This window comes from Streptomyces sp. NPDC002787 (assembly GCF_053592095.1).
This window is the reverse complement of sequence record NZ_JBSFVC010000015.1, coordinates 14,714-30,293: the sequence shown is the minus strand read 5'-3', so window position 1 is coordinate 30,293 and position 15,580 is coordinate 14,714. Positions and strand designations below refer to the sequence as shown.

Annotated in this window: 14 protein-coding genes; 12 read left to right on the top strand and 2 right to left on the bottom strand. The window is 70.6% G+C overall.

The window, feature by feature from the left end; all coding sequences use genetic code 11:
• Window positions 1-25: 25 nt before the first annotated feature.
• From ACWD26_RS21670 to ACWD26_RS21615, 12 genes are all read left to right on the top strand, one after another.
• Window positions 26-1,006, top strand: a complete 981-nt coding sequence (locus ACWD26_RS21670; protein WP_451272412.1) for a fumarylacetoacetate hydrolase family protein — start codon at window positions 26-28, stop codon at window positions 1,004-1,006.
• Window positions 1,003-1,974 carry a cyclase family protein gene (locus tag ACWD26_RS21665; protein WP_451272410.1) on the top strand — a complete coding sequence of 324 codons (972 nt, stop codon included), beginning with the start codon at window positions 1,003-1,005 and terminating at the stop codon, window positions 1,972-1,974. The genes ACWD26_RS21670 and ACWD26_RS21665 overlap by 4 nt, the downstream gene beginning before the upstream one ends.
• Before the next feature lie 181 nt (window positions 1,975-2,155).
• Window positions 2,156-3,319 carry an FAD-dependent oxidoreductase gene (locus ACWD26_RS21660; protein ID WP_451272408.1) on the top strand — a complete coding sequence of 388 codons (1,164 nt, stop codon included), beginning with the start codon at window positions 2,156-2,158 and terminating at the stop codon, window positions 3,317-3,319.
• The gene (locus ACWD26_RS21655) at window positions 3,316-4,344 is read left to right on the top strand and encodes an amidohydrolase family protein (RefSeq protein ID WP_451272406.1); all 1,029 of its coding nucleotides are present in this window, start codon (window positions 3,316-3,318) and stop codon (window positions 4,342-4,344) included. Before ACWD26_RS21660 ends, ACWD26_RS21655 begins: the two co-directional genes overlap by 4 nt.
• Before the next feature lie 10 nt (window positions 4,345-4,354).
• Window positions 4,355-5,293, top strand: a complete 939-nt coding sequence (locus tag ACWD26_RS21650; protein WP_451272404.1) for a VOC family protein — start codon at window positions 4,355-4,357, stop codon at window positions 5,291-5,293.
• Window positions 5,294-5,400: 107 nt separating this feature from the next.
• Window positions 5,401-6,372 (top strand): fumarylacetoacetate hydrolase family protein, encoded by a 972-nt coding sequence (locus ACWD26_RS21645; protein WP_451272402.1) that lies wholly within the window; start codon window positions 5,401-5,403, stop codon window positions 6,370-6,372.
• Window positions 6,369-7,118 carry an SDR family NAD(P)-dependent oxidoreductase gene (locus ACWD26_RS21640; RefSeq protein ID WP_451272400.1) on the top strand — a complete coding sequence of 250 codons (750 nt, stop codon included), beginning with the start codon at window positions 6,369-6,371 and terminating at the stop codon, window positions 7,116-7,118. The genes ACWD26_RS21645 and ACWD26_RS21640 overlap by 4 nt, the downstream gene beginning before the upstream one ends.
• Window positions 7,119-7,147: 29 nt before the next feature.
• Complete coding sequence (locus ACWD26_RS21635; RefSeq protein WP_451272398.1) at window positions 7,148-7,930, top strand: CoA transferase subunit A; 783 nt, start codon at window positions 7,148-7,150, stop codon at window positions 7,928-7,930.
• Window positions 7,927-8,583 (top strand): CoA transferase subunit B, encoded by a 657-nt coding sequence (locus ACWD26_RS21630; RefSeq protein ID WP_451272396.1) that lies wholly within the window; start codon window positions 7,927-7,929, stop codon window positions 8,581-8,583. Before ACWD26_RS21635 ends, ACWD26_RS21630 begins: the two co-directional genes overlap by 4 nt.
• 191 nt (window positions 8,584-8,774) lie before the next feature.
• Window positions 8,775-9,875 (top strand): PP2C family protein-serine/threonine phosphatase, encoded by a 1,101-nt coding sequence (locus tag ACWD26_RS21625; RefSeq protein WP_451272394.1) that lies wholly within the window; start codon window positions 8,775-8,777, stop codon window positions 9,873-9,875.
• A gap of 344 nt (window positions 9,876-10,219) precedes the next feature.
• Entirely contained in the window at window positions 10,220-12,205 is a 1,986-nt protein-coding gene (locus ACWD26_RS21620; RefSeq protein WP_451272392.1) for a SpoIIE family protein phosphatase, read from the top strand.
• Between the two features lie 76 nt (window positions 12,206-12,281).
• Window positions 12,282-12,770, top strand: coding sequence for a GNAT family N-acetyltransferase (locus ACWD26_RS21615; protein ID WP_451272390.1), 489 nt, complete (start codon window positions 12,282-12,284; stop codon window positions 12,768-12,770).
• 202 nt (window positions 12,771-12,972) lie between these two features.
• Here the strand turns inward: ACWD26_RS21615 and ACWD26_RS21610 are convergent, their stop codons facing one another.
• Window positions 12,973-14,658, bottom strand: a complete 1,686-nt coding sequence (locus tag ACWD26_RS21610; protein ID WP_451272388.1) for a ribonuclease J — start codon at window positions 14,656-14,658, stop codon at window positions 12,973-12,975.
• 256 nt (window positions 14,659-14,914) lie between these two features.
• Window positions 14,915-15,343 carry a hypothetical protein gene (locus ACWD26_RS21605; RefSeq protein ID WP_451272386.1) on the bottom strand — a complete coding sequence of 143 codons (429 nt, stop codon included), beginning with the start codon at window positions 15,341-15,343 and terminating at the stop codon, window positions 14,915-14,917.
• Between the last annotated feature and the right edge of the window lie 237 nt (window positions 15,344-15,580).

The following is a 15,580-nucleotide window of genomic DNA, read 5'->3' as shown; positions in this document are numbered from 1 at the left end:
CCGCAACCCAGCGGAAGGACATCTCATGGCAACGCTCGTGCAACCTGCCGGCCCGTTCGCGCTCGGCACGTTCTCGACCCCGGGCGGGGAGCCGTTCCCCGCACTGGTGGCCACGGGCCGGGTCCTCAACCTGCGCCAGGCACTGGCCTGGGAGCCGTCCGACATACGTGCCGTGCTGGACCGGTGGGAGGAGACCCTCCCCGTCCTGCACATCCTTGCCGACGAGGACGCCCTCGACTGGCGGCCACTGGACGGCCTGCACGTGCACGCACCGGTCGAGCCCCGTCAGATCTTCCAGTCCGGCGCCAACTACCGGCAGCACGTGATCGACCTGGAGGTCGCCCACCGTTCCCCGGACGACCCGCGCACGGTGGAGGAGGCCCGCGCGGAGATCGCCGCGGTCATGGACCGCCGGGCTGCCGAGGACCTGCCGTACGTGTTCATCGGCCTGCCCAGCACCATCGCGGGCCCGTACGACGATGTCGTCCTCCCTTCCTGGGCGGAGAAGCCGGACTGGGAGCTGGAGCTGGCGGCCGTCATCGCCAGGCCGTGTCACCGGGTTTCCGTGGAGGAGGCCATCGAGTACGTTGCCGGCTACACGATCGCCAACGACCTCACCGACCGGGCGACCGTCTTCCGGCGGGACATGAAGGCCATCGGCACCGACTGGCTGCGCTGCAAGAACGCCCCGGGCTTCACCCCGCTCGGGCCCTGGCTCGTCCCCGCCGAGTCCATCGCCGACCCGGGGGACCTTCGCGTCACCCTGAAGCTGAACGGCGAGACCATGCAGGACGAGTCCACCAAGGACATGCTCTTCGGCATCGCACGCCTGGTGTCGTACATCTCCCAGACCGCTCGACTGCTGCCCGGCGACCTGGTGCTGACCGGCAGCCCGGCCGGCAACGGCATCCACTGGGGACGGCTGCTGCGCGACGGAGACGTCATGGAGGGGTCGATCACCGGGCTCGGCGTGCAGCGCACGCGGTGTGTGGAGGAGAAGGCGTGAGCCTGGACCGTCACGACCCGGAGGGGGCGATCGCCGAGGCCGCCAAGGCGTACTCCAACTGGGGCCGCTGGGGCGACGACGACGTGCTCGGCACCCTCAACTTCCTGGACGAGGCAAAACGGCGCGAGGGCGCCGCACTGGTCCGCCGGGGAGTCAGCTTCTCCCTCTCCCAGCGGTTCGACATGAACGGCCCGCAGAAGGGCTGGCGGCGCCGGACCAACCCGGTGCACACCATGCTCGACACCGGCACGGACGCGGCCCTCGGCAACCAGGGCTTCCCGCACGGCATCGGCGGCGCCGACGACGTGATCGCGATGCCGCTGCAGTGCTCCACGCAGTGGGACGGGCTCGGGCACATCTTCGACCACGGCTTCGCCTGGAACGGGCGGCGGGCCGACAAGGTCGTCACCTCCTACGGGGACCTCGTCACCGGCATCGAGCACATGGCGCCCTACGTCGCCGGGCGCGGCGTACTCCTCGACGTGGCCCGCGTCATCGGTGACGACGACCGTGAGCCGGAGCTGCCGGACGGTTTCGCGATCACGGCGGAGCATCTGACCGCCACCGCCGCGGCCCACGGCGTCAGCGTCGGCCGCGGCGACATCGTCCTCGTCCGCACCGGGCAGCTCGCCCGCGTCCGGCGCGAGGGCTGGGGCGACTACGCGGGCGGTCCCGCGCCCGGCCTGTCGTTCACCACCGCCGACTGGCTCCACCGCACCGAGATCGCCGCGATCGCCACCGACACCTGGGGCTTCGAGGTGCGTCCCAACGAGTTCGAGGGCGCCTTCCAGCCGCTGCACCAGATCGTCATTCCCAACATGGGCCTGCTGATCGGCGAGATGTGGGACCTCGACGCGCTCGCCGAGGACTGCGCGGCCGACGGTGTGTACGAGTTCTGGCTGACCGCCGCACCGCTGCCCATCACCGGAGCCGTCGGCTCCCCGGTCAACCCCCTCGCCGTCAAGTAGACCGAGCAGCCCACCCAGCCGCCGGACGCGCCTCCTCCCCGGACAGCAGCGGCGTGTCCGGCCCACAAGCACCACCCGCTCTGCCGGGTGCCCCCACACCCCCTGGCCCGCGCTCCCCGCGGGCGAGCCGCACCCCCGCCGCCCGAAGCCGCGCGGCCCAACCCCGGGAGGTATCCCCGACATGGCTGACAGCCCCACCCTCACCCGGCCTCCGGCTGGGGGTACCCCCACCGTCCTGGTCATCGGCGGGGGCGCCTCCGGCAACGCCGTCACCATCCTGCTGCGCCGCGCCGGCATCGCCGTCGACCTGATCGAGGCGAAGCCCGACTGGAACGCCGGCACCGGCTCCGGCATCACCCTCCAGGGCAACGCCCTGCGGATCCTGCGCGAACTGGGCGTGTGGGACCAGGTGGAAGCCTCCGGATACGCCTTCGGCTCGCTGGGTGTGACCGCCCCCGACGGCACCGTTCTGTTCGTCGCCGAGGACATCCGGACCGGCGGGGAGGACCTGCCCGCCACCCTCGGCATGCAGCGCCCCCAGCTGCAGCAGATCCTCATCGACGCGGTCCGCGCCAGCGGCGCCACCGTACGTCTCGGCACCACCGCCGAGGCGCTGGAGCAGGACGCCGACGGCGTCTCGGTGCGCTTCAGCGACGGCGGCGAGGGCCGCTACGACCTGGTGATCGCCGCCGACGGCCTCAGCTCCGCCACCCGCGCCGCGCTCGGCATCACCGACAAACCCGAGCCCACCGGCATGGCCATCTGGCGCATCGCCGCTCCCCGGCCGGAGAGCGTGACACGCACCGACCTCGCCTACGGCGGCCCGGCCTACATCGCCGGCTACTGCCCCACCAGCGAGCACACCATCTACGCCTACGTCGTCGAGGCGTGCCGCGACCGCGCCTCCATCGACCCGACCACGTACGCCGACGAGATGCGCCGCCTGACACAGGCCTACGGCGGGGTCTGGCCGGAGATCACCGAGCACATCACCGACCCGGCGAAGGTCAACTACACGTGGTTCGACCGCCTGCTGGTCGAGGGCTCCTGGCACCGCGGCCGGGTCGTACTCATCGGCGACGCCGCCCACTGCTGCCCGCCCACCCTCGCCCAGGGCGCGGCGATGTCCCTGGAGGACGCCCTCGTCCTCGCCGAGCTGCTCACCAGCGGCCGGGACTGGGACGACGAGCTGTTCCAGGCCTACCACGACCGCCGCATCCCCCGGGTGCGCACCGTGGTCGAGGCGTCCGTGCAGATCGGCCAGTGGCAGCTGGACCGCGTGCGCGACGCCGACATGGCCGGGCTGATCGGCCGCACCATGAACCTCCTCAAGGAGCGCCCGTGACCGGCGCCGCATCCTCCACGCCGACGATCGACGTCCACGCCCACCTCCTCCTGCCGGAGATCGAGGAGACCGTCGCCGGTCACCCCGGCCTCGCCGAGGCCCGGGGCCTCGACGCCCGCCGCAACGGCCCGGCGGCCCTGGCGGTCAACGGCCCCATGGTCGGCGCGCGCGTGCCGAAGCTGACGGACGTCACCGAGCGCCTGGCGGCCATGGACGCGACCGGCGTGGACGTGCAACTGGTGAGCCCCTCGCCGGGCCACTACCACTACTGGGCCGAACCCCAACTGGCCGAGCAGGTCTGCCTGCTGGCCAACGAGGGCACCGCCGGGCACTGTGCCAAAGCCCCCGACCGGCTGCACGGCCTCGGTCTCATCCCGCTCCAGCACCCCGGCCTGGCCGTGGCACTGCTCGACCACGCACTGGACCAGGGACTGAAGGGCGTGGAGATCTCCTCGCACGCGCCGGGCCCGGGCGGGACCCGTGAGGTGGAGCTCTCCGACCCGCGGCTCGCGCCCTTCTGGGCGCGTGCGGAGGAGACCGGCGCCCTGGTCTTCCTCCACCCGTTCGGCTGCACGCTCGACGAGCGCCTGGACCAGTGGTACCTGTCCAACACCGTCGGCCAGCCCACCGAGAACGCCGTCGCCCTCTCGCACCTGATCTTCTCCGGCGTCCTGGACCGCCATCCGGGCCTGAGGCTGATCGCGGCACACGGCGGCGGCTACCTGCCCACCCACATCGGCCGCTCCGACCACGCCTGGCGGGCCCGCCCCGACGCCCGGGACTGCGCCCGGGAACCGAGCAGCTACCTGAAGCAGCTGCACTTCGACTCCCTCGTCCACGACCCTCACGTACTCCGAGCCCTGATCGGCACCGTCGGCGCCGACCGGGTCCTGCTCGGCTCCGACTTCCCCTTCGACATGGGCACCGACGACCCGCTGGGCGCGCTGCGGGCCGCGGAGCTGCCCGAGCCCGACTTCCACGCCATCCGCGGCGGAAACGCCGCCGCACTGCTCAACCCCGCCTGAGGAGGCCCCCATGAGCAACCGCCTGCTCACCCATCTCCGGCACGTCGACCTCGCCGTGCCCGACTACGACAAGCAGCTCGACTTCTATGCCGGTGTCTGGGGCCTGACCAAGGTCGCCGAGGACTCCGGGATCTCCTTCCTGGCCGCCGAGGGAAGCCCCGAACAGTACGTCGTACGGCTGCGCAAGGCCGACGAGAAGCGGCTGGACCTCGTCTCCTACGGTGCCGCGAGCGCCGCCGACGTGGACACGCTCGCCGAGCGGCTCCTCGCGGGCGGCGTGCGGTTGGTCTCCCAGCCGGGGAAGCTCGACACCCCCGGCGGCGGCTACGGCTTCCGCTGCTTCGACGTCGACGGACGCACCATCGAGGTCTCGGCCGACGTCGAGGCCCGGCAGCACCGCAGGATCGAGGAGAAGGAGTCGATCCCGGTGCGCCTGTCGCACGTGGTCCTCAACTCTCCCGACCTGGACAGGACCCGTGCGTGGTACGAGACCCACCTCGGCTTCCGGCTCTCCGACACCCTCAGCTCGCCGCACATGGGCGAGGTCATGCACTTCATGCGGATCAGCAACCAGCACCACTCCATGGCCCTCGCCAAGGGCCCGCACACGTCCCTGCACCACGTCTCCTTCGAGATGCGCGGTCTGGACGAGTACATGCGCGGCTCCGGCCGCGTGATGCGGGCCGGGTTCAAGAAGGTGTGGGGTCCCGGCCGGCACATGGCGGGCGACAACACCTTCACGTACTTCCTGGACCCGCACGGCAACACGGTCGAGTACACCACCGAGCTGGAGGAGCTGGACGAGGACACCTGGCACCCGAGCGTCTACGACTTCTCCCGGCCCGAGGTCACCGACCAGTGGGGCACGGCCAACCCGATGAACGAACTGGTCGCCAAGGAGTCCTTCAACGACCCCGACCACGGCTGCTTCGTCGCCCCGCCGGTCTGACCGGCGAGACCCTCAACCCCCGGGGCGGTGGCCCTGTCAACCGCCCTGACTCCTCTCGCCGCGCCCCCGGCCTCCCCGCCCATCCCTCACGCCGACAGGAACCCCGCATGCGTTTCGCCGCGTACGAGTACCAGAACCGACGCCATGTGGCCGTCGTCGCCGAGGACGGCACGCTCCGCCCCTTGCCCGGTGTCCACTCCCTGACCGGACTGCTCGCCGAGGGAGGCGGCCTGCCGCGACTGCTCGACGCGGGCACCGACGGACTCGACGCCCCGACGGGTCCCCACCTGTCCGAGGTGCGTCTGCTGCCGCCGCTCCAGCCGCCCACCGTGCGGGACTTCGTCACCTTCGAGGAGCACGTCGAGGGCGTACGGCGGTCCGTGGACGGGACCGCCGGGGTGCCGGAGCGGTGGTACGCGGCCCCGACGTTCTACTTCGGCAACCCGTACGCGGTGTACGGCCCGCACGACGACATCCCCGTGCCCCCGGGATCGAGCGTGCTCGACTTCGAACTGGAGGTCGCCGCCGTGATCGGCGAGGAGGGCCGCGACCTCACCCCCGAGCAGGCCCGCGACCACATCGTCGGCTACACGGTCTTCAACGACTGGTCGGCCCGCGACCTGCAGTCCGCCGAGATGAAGGTCGGCCTCGGCCCCTGCAAGGGCAAGGACACCGCCACCACCCTGGGCCCCTACCTGGTCACCGCCGACGAACTGGAGAAGTACCGCGACGCGGACGGCTTCCTGCGCATGGCGCTGACGGCGGAGATCAACGGAGAGGTGGTCGGCGAGGACCTGCTGTCCAACATGAGCTGGACGTTCGAGGAGATGGTCGCCTACGCCTCGCGCGGGACCCGGGTGCGTCCTGGCGACGTTCTCGGCTCGGGCACCTGCGGCAACGGCGGCTGCCTCGCCGAACTGTGGGGCGTACGAGGCAGGCAGGATCCGCCACCGCTGAAGCCCGGTGACACGGTCACGCTCACCGTCGAGGGCATCGGCACCGTCTCCAACACCGTGGTTCCAGGCGCCGATCCCCTCCTGGTTCCGGCCGCTCGGCGCCGCACGAGGGAGAGGCCGTGACCGAGCCGCACGCCGAGCGACTGCTGGGCAAGGTCGTGGTCGTCACGGGCGCGGCCCGCGGCCAGGGCGCGGCGGAGGCCGAGGCCCTGACCCGCGAGGGCGCCCGGGTGATCGCCACCGACGTGACGGAGGCGCCCGGCCGCCGCCGCCTCGACGTCACCCGCGAGCGGGACTGGGCGGCACTCGCCGCCGACCTGCGCGAGACGTACGGACAGGTGCACGGTCTGGTCAACAACGCGGGCGTCACCTGGCGCGCCCGGATCGACGACGTACGCCCCGAGGACATGGCCCGCGTCCATGCCGTCAACGTCACCGGTCCGCTCCTGGGCATCCAGCACCTGGTGCCGCTGATGCGCGCGGGCGCGTCGATCGTGAACGTCGGTTCGTCGGCTGCGCTGACCGCCCACTATCCGGTCGCCTACACCGCCAGCAAGTGGGCGCTGCGCGGCCTGTCGGCCACCGCCGCCATGGAACTGGGGCCACGGGGCATCCGCGTGAACACCATCCACCCGGGCTTCGTCGAGACGGAGATGACCGCCTCCGCACCGCGCGCGTTCCGCGAGGCGAACCTCCGCGGGACACCCCTCGGCCGCACCGGAACCGTCGACGACGTCACCCCACTGGTCACCTTCCTCCTCTCCGACGAGGCGTCCTTCATCACGGGCGCGGAGATCCCCGTCGACGGCGGCCTCACCGCGCACGGCGGCGCCAAGCCGATCTCGGACGCGCTGCGCGAGGACGCCTGAACCCGCAGGAAAGAAAGGAACTTCTTCTCATGGACAAGGTCTGGGCGAGCGCCGACGAGGCGGTCGCCGACATCCCCGACGGCGCGACCCTGGCCGTCGGCGGCTTCGGCCTCAGCGGCATCCCCGACGTCCTCATCCAGGCCCTGCACGCCCAGGGCGCCGGCGGCCTGGAGGTCGTGTCGAACAACTGCGGTGTGGACGGGCGGGGGCTGGGGGTCCTGCTGGCCGCCGGCCGGATCGCCCGCGTCACGGGCAGTTACGTGGGCGAGAACAAGGAGTTCGCCCGCCAGTACCTGTCGGGCGAACTGGAGGTGGAGCTGGTACCGCAGGGCACGCTGGCCGAACGGCTGCGCGCCGGGGGAGCGGGCATCCCCGCCTTCTACACCCCCGCCGGGGTGGGCACCCAGGTGGCCCGGGGCGGCCTGCCCTGGCGCTACGCGGCCGACGGCGCGGTCGCCGTGGCCTCCCCGCCCAAGGAGACCCGCGACTTCAACGACCGCACCCACGTCCTGGAGCACGGCATCACCACCGACTTCGCGCTCGTACGGGCCTGGCGCGGCGACCGTCACGGGAACCTGGTCTTCCGCAAGTCCGCCGCCAACTTCAACCCCCTCGCGGCGATGGCCGGCCGGATCACCGTCGCCGAGGTGGAGGAACTCGTCGAGCCGGGCGCGTTGGGCCCGGACGAGATCCACCTGCCGGGCGTCTTCGTCCAGCGGATCGTGGAGCTGACCGCTGCTCAGGCCGTCGACAAGCGCATAGAGCACCTTTTGACTTCCGCGTCTTCGACACGAGGGACCGTACGCGCATGAGCACCACCCTTGGTACGCGGCCGGGCTGGACCCGGGACCAGATGGCCGCCCGAGCGGCCGCCGAACTCACCGACGGCTCCTACGTCAACCTCGGCATCGGCCTGCCCACCCTCATCCCCGACCACCTTCCCCCGAACGTCCAGGTCGTCCTGCACTCCGAGAACGGCATCCTGGGCACGGGTCCGTACCCGCTCGAGGACGAGGTCGACCCCGACCTGATCAACGCCGGCAAGGAGACCGTCACCGTGCTGCCGGGGGCCTCCTTCTTCGACTCGGCCCTGTCCTTCGGCATGATCCGGGGCGGCCACATCGACACGGCTGTCCTCGGTGCCATGCAGGTGTCGGAGAACGGCGACCTGGCCAACTGGATGATCCCCGGCAAGATGGTCAAGGGCATGGGCGGCGCGATGGACCTCGTCCACGGCGCCCGCCGCGTCATCGTCCTCATGGAGCACACCGCCAAGGACGGCAGCCCGAAGATCGTCAAGGAGTGCACCCTTCCGCTCACCGGCGAACGGTGCGTCCAACGCATCGTCACCGACCTCGCCGTCCTCGACGTCACCCCCGACGGCGTCGTTCTCGTGGAATGCGCACCAGGTGTCACCCCCGAGGCCATCGCCGCCCGCACCGACGCGCTTGTCCGCAAGCCTTGACCCGTTCTCACCGCCCCTACGACAGCGGCATGACCTTGCGTAAGGCGAACAACCGCGACACCGCGACCACCGCGACCACGGTCGGCAGCCGGCTGTGGACCGGTAGCGGTCGTCGGCAGGCAACTGAGTGGTCTTCTCCGGGCCAGGGTGCGAGCCTGGAGAGACCGACGGTGAGAGTAAGGAGTCGCACCGTGCGGGCCAGGCTCGGTAAGGACAGGGGCGCGTTCACCGCGCTGGTGGCCTATCTCGCCCTGATCGGCGTGCTGGACACGGTCATACCCGACGTCTTGCTCCGCCTGGCGCCTTTCGCGGTGCTCGCCCCGGTAGTCGCCGCCGCGCTGCTCAGCCTCCGTATGACCGCTGCCGTGTGCGCGCTGTACCTGGTGCTGACGGGCCTCGGCTACGGCCTGTTGATTCGGGACATCAGTGTGCACAACCGGGTCGCCATCACTGTCTCGGCGCTGGCCGCGTGCTTGGTGAGCCTCATCGTCTGCCGGGTGCGACTGGAGCGCGAGGAGCGCATCAAACGGCTGAGACTGACGGCAGGGGCGGCACAGCGGTTGCTGCTGCGGTCGTTGCCGCTGCAGGCCGGCGATGTCACGGCGGACGGCTTCTACGAGGCGGCCGAGCGCGAGGCGATGGTCGGCGGGGACATCTACGAGGTGCTGTGGACTCCCTACGGCACGCGGATCGTGATCGGAGATGTGCGGGGTAAGGGCCTCCCGGCGATCGGCGCGAGCGCGGCGGTGCTGACCGCATTCCGCGAGGGCGCCTACCGGGAGCCTGACCTGCGGACCGTCGTAGAGCTCATGGAAGAGGGGCTGCTGCGGTGGGAGGACCAGTCCGCCCGCGAGCCCGAAGAGGAGTTCGTCACCGCTCTGATAGTGGAGACGCTCGGACGGGATCTGCGTGTGATCGACTGCGGGCACGTCCCCCCGCTCGTTCTCGCCGATGGCCAGGTCACGGAAGCCCGGTTCGAGGAGCCCGGTCTGCCGCTGGGGCTGGCCGACCTCGCGGCGACGCCGCGGCAATGGCAGCACATCAAGGTCCCCAGCGGCGGACGGGTGCTGATGTGCACGGACGGGATCCTCGAGGCGCGAAGCCCGCAGGCGGAGTACTACCCGCTGGCCGAGCGGTTGCGCGCGTGGGTGGAGCTGCCCACCGGCGATCTGCTGGAGCGGCTGCACGAGGACCTGAGCAGGCATGTCGGCGGAGTGCTCACGGACGACGCGGCTGTGCTCGTGGTACAGCACCGGGGAATCAAGGCTTCCCTGTGGTCCACGGGCGCTTGAGTCCAAGCGCCGTCCGGCGCGGGCGCCCGCCACGAAAGCACCCGGCCCGTTGCATGTGAGGAGAGGGCCGGTGACGCTCCCGGCCGATAGTGGGTACTGAACAGGTGAGGGACGGTCCGTTCGGTGCCGGTTCGGTGCCGGGCATCGGCCACGGCCGACGACATCTTCGGACCCCGGAGTCAGGACATCACTCTCCTTGACCTGAGGGGCAGGGCCGCGAAAGCAGGGCGGCCTGGTGTGTGTCCAGCGGGTCTCGGCGGCTCACCACCTAGGAGACGATCTCAGTGAACGTGGAGCGCCGTGTGCACGTGCTGAGAAGAAGCCGGGCAATCCTGTCCGCCCTGGTGGCACCAGTGCTTTTCGCTCTGGTGCTGGTGCCGTTCCGAACCACCTTCCCCAGCAGCAGCACCGCTCTCGTCCTGGTCGTGGCGGTGGTGGCTGTAGCCGCCCAGGGGGACCGCATCGCAGGCCTGATCGCGGCGGTCTCGGCGACCTTCTGCTTCGACTACTTCCTGACAGAACCATGGCTCATGCTCGCCATAACGAGTGCCGAGGACCGCTGGACGGCCATCCTCCTGCTCGCCATCGGTGCCGCCGTCTCGGAGCTGGCCATCCGCGGTCGCAGCCAGCGGGAGCGGGCCCAGGCGGCTCATGGCCGCCTGGAGCTGCTGCACGACGCCAGCATGGCCATCGGCTCCAGCCTCGATGTGCAACGGACCGCGCAGGAGCTGGCACGGGTAACGGTGCCCCGGTTCGCGGATTTCGTCACCGTGGACCTGACGGAGTCCGTCCTGCTCGGAGAGGAGCCGGCGGCCGACGACGCGGACCTACGCCGGGTGGCCGTCGCGGGCATCCGGGAGAACCACCCGTTCCACCCGGCGGACACGCTCATCGCAACCACCACGTCAGCTCCGGGGGCCCGCAGCCTCCTCCGTAGTGGGCAGGTGAGGATCGAGTCCGACCTGCGAGCCTCCACCGCATGGCGGTCTCTGGTCCCGGATCACGCGGGGCCGGTGCTGGGCTACGGTATCCATTCTCTGATCACAGCGCCGTTGCGGGCACGGGGTCTGCCGCTGGGGATCGTCAGCTTCTGGCGTACAGGGCAGTCCGAACCCTTCGAAGCGAGGGACCTGTCCGATGCCGAGGAACTGGCCACCAAGTCCGCCGTAGCCACCGACAACGCGCGTCGCTACACCCGTGAGCGGGCCACCGCGCTCGCTCTGCAGCGAAGCCTGCTGCCACAGAAGCTGCCCAGGCAGACGGCCGTGGAGGTGGCCTTCCGGTATCTGCCGGCAGACTCAACGGCCGGCGTGGGTGGTGACTGGTTCGACGTGATTCCGCTCTCCGGCAGCCGGGTCGCCCTCGTCATCGGAGATGTCGTCGGCCACGGCGTCAACGCGTCTGCCACCATGGGACGGCTGCGCACCGCCGTACGTACCCTGGCCGACGTCGACCTGCCGCCCGACGAGCTCCTCACCCATCTCGACGATCTGGTCATCCACCTCACGGATGACGACGAGGCCGGCGGCGCCGAAGGCGATGTGGCGGCGGCCGGCGAGCTGGGAGCGACCTGCCTGTACGCGGTCTACGACCCGGTCTCCCGGCGCTGCGCGCTGGCCTCGGCCGGTCATCCGATGCCCGCCCTCAGCACTCCCGACGGGACTGTGGAAAGCATCTCCGGGTTCATAGGCCCGCCGCTCGGGCTGGGCGGCCTGCCCTTCGAGGCCACGGAGCTGACCCTGCCCGCTGGCAGCGTGCTCGCCCTCTACTCCGACGGCCTCGTCAAGTCCCGGGTTCGCGACATCGACGACAGCCTGAACACGTTGCGTGACGCGCTGGCTGTGCGGACACCGTCGCTGGACGCGGCCTGCGACACCGTCATCCACAGGTTGCTGACCGATCGCCCCACCGACGACGTCGCCCTGCTCCTCGCCCGCACCCGCGCCCTCACCTCCGACCAGGTCGCCATCTGGGACATCCCCGCCGACCCGTCCCTTGTCGAGCGCGCCCGGAAGGTGGCCGCCGAACAGCTCGACGAGTGGGGACTGGCAGACGCGACGTTCGCCACGGAGCTGCTGGTCAGCGAGCTGGTCACCAACGCCATCCGCTACGGTGACTCTCCGATCCAGTTGAGGTTGATCCGCGACACCACGCTGATATGCGAGGTCTCCGACGCCAGCAGCACCGCGCCGCACCTGCGCCGGGCCCGGGTCTACGACGAGGGCGGCCGGGGCCTGCTCCTGGTCTCCCAGCTCAGCCAGAACTGGGGTACCCGGCATGCCGCCGTCGGAAAGACCATCTGGTGCGAGCAGAACCTGCCGACGGGCTGACCCACGTTCCTCGGGCGACTGGTTTACGTTCGCACCCGCTCATCCGTCCGACTCCCCGGTGCGAAATACTCTCCCGATGAGCTCACGCACTTCCCAGATCAGCCAGCCGATCACGATACGGAGGGCCGTCGCGCGGGATGCCAAACGGCTCACGCGGCTCGTGCGTGGCTCAGGCGCCTACCAGGGTAAGTACGCAGCCGCAGTCGCGGGCTACCGGGTCGGGCCTGATTACATCGAGGCCCACCGCGCCTTCGTAGCCGTCGGCGCCGACGAGCATGGAGGCCGGGTCCTCGGGTTCTACTCGCTCGTCCTCGCTCCACCGGAGCTCGACCTGCTGTTCGTCGCCGACGAAGCGCAAGGACGGGGTATTGGACGGCTGCTCGTGGCGCACATGCAGTCCGAGGCCCGTGCCGCCGGGCTCGACCGTGTCAAGGTCGTGTCGCATCTACCCGCCGAGGACTTCTACCACCGCGCAGGTGCAGTGCGGACCGGGACCGCGCTCGCGAACCCGCCCGCCGTGCCGTGGGACCGTCCCGAATTCGAGTTTCGCATTCCTTCGGAATGACGCGGTGTGCCGGTTCGCAGGGCACCGGCTTCGCCTGCATGGTGGCAGGCACGCAGGCACGCAGGCACGCAGGCACGCAGGCACGCAGGAGCCGCTGGACGCCGCGCGCTCCGTGTGTGCCGGCGTCCAACGCATTTCCGATGGCCCTCACCTTCTCCTGCCGGAGACCGCCCCGCAGCTCTCGGACGACCTTTTCTGTGGCTCAGGCGTCGATGATGACGGGAATGATGAGGGGCTTGCGGCGGTGGGTGCGGAACGCCCAGTTCGCCACGGCGCGGGCGACGAGCTGTTCGAGTTGGCGCGCGTCCCCGACGCCTTCCTCGGCCGCGGTGGCCAGGGTCTTCTCGATGACGGGGATGACCGGCTCGAAGGTGGCGTCGTCGTGGACGAAGCCGCGGGCCAGGAAGTCGGGGGCCTCGGCGAGGGCGCCGGTGTCCGCGTCGACGATCGCCACCACCGTGACCACGCCTTCGGCGGCGAGGGTGAGGCGGTCCTTGAGGGACGCTTCGGTGGCGCCGCCGACTTCCATGCCGTCCACGTAGACGTTGCCGGCGGGGACCTTGCCGGTGATGGACGCGCGCCCGTCGACCAGGTCGACGACGACGCCGTCCTCGGCGATGACGACCCGTTCGGGGTCGACACCGGTACGGATGGCGAGGTCGCCGTTGGCCCGCAGGTGGCGCCATTCGCCGTGCACGGGCATGACGTTGCGGGGTTTGACGATGTTGTAGCAGTAGACGAGTTCGCCGGCGCTGGCGTGCCCGGAGACGTGCACCTTGGCGTTGCCCTTGTGGACCACGTGGGCGCCCCACCGGGTGAGTCCGTTGATCACCCGGTAGATGGCGTTCTCGTTGCCGGGGATGAGGGAGCTGGCGAGCAGGACGGTGTCGCCCTTGCCGATGCGGATCACGTGGTCGCGGTTGGCCATGCGTGACAGCGCGGCCATCGGTTCGCCCTGGGAGCCGGTGCACACCAGAGTGACCTTGTGGTCCGGGAGCTTCTCCAGCTCCTTCGTGCTCACGACCAGACCGGACGGGACCTTCAGGTAGCCCAGGTCACGGGCGATGCCCATGTTGCGGACCATCGACCGACCTACGAAGGCGACCTTGCGGCCGTGCTGGTGGGCGGCGTCCAGGACCTGCTGGATGCGGTGCACATGGCTGGCGAAGCTGGAGACGATGACCCGGCGCGGCGCGGTGCGCATCACCTGCTCGATCGCCGGGTTCAGCTCTCGCTCGGAGGTGGTGAAGCCGGGTACTTCGGCGTTGGTGGAGTCGGTGAGGAACAGGTCCACGCCCTCCTCGCCGAGGCGGGCGAAGGCGCGCAGATCGGTGATGCGGTCGTCGAGAGGGAACTGGTCCATCTTGAAGTCGCCGGTGTGCAGCACCATCCCGGCCCGGGTGCGGATCGCGACCGCGAGGCTGTCGGGGATGGAGTGGTTGACCGCCACGAACTCGCAGTCGAAGGGCCCGAAGCTCCGCCGGTCGCCCTCCCGCACCCGCACCGTGCGCGGCCGGATGCCGTGTTCCTTGAGCTTGGCCTCCAGGAACGCCAGCGTCAGCTTGGAGCCGACGACGGGAATGTCGGACCGCTCGCGCAGCAGGTACGGTACGCCGCCGATGTGGTCCTCGTGGCCGTGGGTGAGTACCACGGCCACGATGTCGTCCAGCCGGTCCCGGATCGAGGTGAAGTCCGGCAGGATCACGTCCACGCCGGGCTGGGTCTCCTCGGGGAACAGCACGCCGCAGTCGACGATGAGCAGCTTGCCCGCGTGCTCGAAGACGGTCATGTTGCGGCCGATCTCACCTAGGCCGCCCAGGGCGATGACCCGCAGCCCTCCTTCGGGAAGGGGCGGGGCGGCTTTCAGCTCGGGGTGCGGATGACTCATACCCTGACGGTACCCGGAGAGCGGGGCATGGTGATCCATTGCCTGTGTGATCTCCTTTTCCCGGCGGAGCCGGGGCACCCGCAGCGGGTGCCCCGGCACGATCGGATCACGCCGGCGACCGGGAGTCAGGTGGGCCGGACTCGGCCGGGTTGAGGTCGCCAGGCGCAGGTCGGGAAGCGGAAGACCGGCAGCCACGGCCGCTTCCCGATCAGCTCCTTTCGAAAGCCCTTCTTCCTGCGGCTCACCCCACTCCCTGTCAGTCCTTCGTCCCCCGCACCTGGTCGTGCCGCCCCAGGAAACGGAAGGCGCCGCCGGTGACCTGGTACAGGAAGTTCATGTTCACCGGTTCCAGAAAGTGGGTGCTGCTCTGGAGGAACCGGATCCGCTTGGCCACCCCGTCATGGGTGGTGCGGAAGAGGCGCTCGGCGACTTCGCCGGGTTCGATCCCGGCGCCCGTGCCGAGCGCGTCCAGGGCGCGGGCGACCAGACCGAGGGCGTCGTACGCCTCGGCGGCCCAGCGGCCGGGGGGCTCACCGTAGCGTTCGCGGAAGGCGGCGGTGAACGTCGCGGCGGCCTTGGCGCCGGCTGAGGCTGGATCGGTGTAGGGGGCTTCGAACAACCAGCCCTCGGCCGCCTCGTCCGCCTCCTTCACAAAGGCCGGGCGCATCACGGGCTCGAATCCCATCCGCGGCCCCGCGAAGCCCGCAGCGGCCAGCACGCGGTCACGGAGCGCGGCCCGGTTCGGTGAGGTACCCGTGTAGACAAGCGGCCAGCTCCCCGGCCCCGGTGCGGGCCAGATAGAGCACGCCCAGCCGCCCGCGCCACTAAGATCCCGCACGCTGCGAGGACCCCGCAGGCGCGCAGTGCTCTCGCATGCGCCACGATTCCCCCTGCACCTTGAGCTCCCCTTGAGTTCTTTCCC

What these genes read in the sequence shown, in the direction of transcription:
- ACWD26_RS21645 (WP_451272402.1), top strand. Translation starts at nt 5,401, where the DNA reads ATGCGTTTCGCCGCGTACGAGTACCAGAACCGACGCCATGTGGCCGTC.
- ACWD26_RS21615 (WP_451272390.1), top strand. Translation starts at nt 12,282, where the DNA reads ATGAGCTCACGCACTTCCCAGATCAGCCAGCCGATCACGATACGGAGG.
- ACWD26_RS21630 (WP_451272396.1), top strand. Translation starts at nt 7,927, where the DNA reads ATGAGCACCACCCTTGGTACGCGGCCGGGCTGGACCCGGGACCAGATG.
- ACWD26_RS21610 (WP_451272388.1), bottom strand. Translation starts at nt 14,658, where the DNA reads ATGAGTCATCCGCACCCCGAGCTGAAAGCCGCCCCGCCCCTTCCCGAA.
- ACWD26_RS21660 (WP_451272408.1), top strand. Translation starts at nt 2,156, where the DNA reads ATGGCTGACAGCCCCACCCTCACCCGGCCTCCGGCTGGGGGTACCCCC.
- ACWD26_RS21670 (WP_451272412.1), top strand. Translation starts at nt 26, where the DNA reads ATGGCAACGCTCGTGCAACCTGCCGGCCCGTTCGCGCTCGGCACGTTC.
- ACWD26_RS21650 (WP_451272404.1), top strand. Translation starts at nt 4,355, where the DNA reads ATGAGCAACCGCCTGCTCACCCATCTCCGGCACGTCGACCTCGCCGTG.
- ACWD26_RS21605 (WP_451272386.1), bottom strand. Translation starts at nt 15,343, where the DNA reads ATGGGATTCGAGCCCGTGATGCGCCCGGCCTTTGTGAAGGAGGCGGAC.
- ACWD26_RS21635 (WP_451272398.1), top strand. Translation starts at nt 7,148, where the DNA reads ATGGACAAGGTCTGGGCGAGCGCCGACGAGGCGGTCGCCGACATCCCC.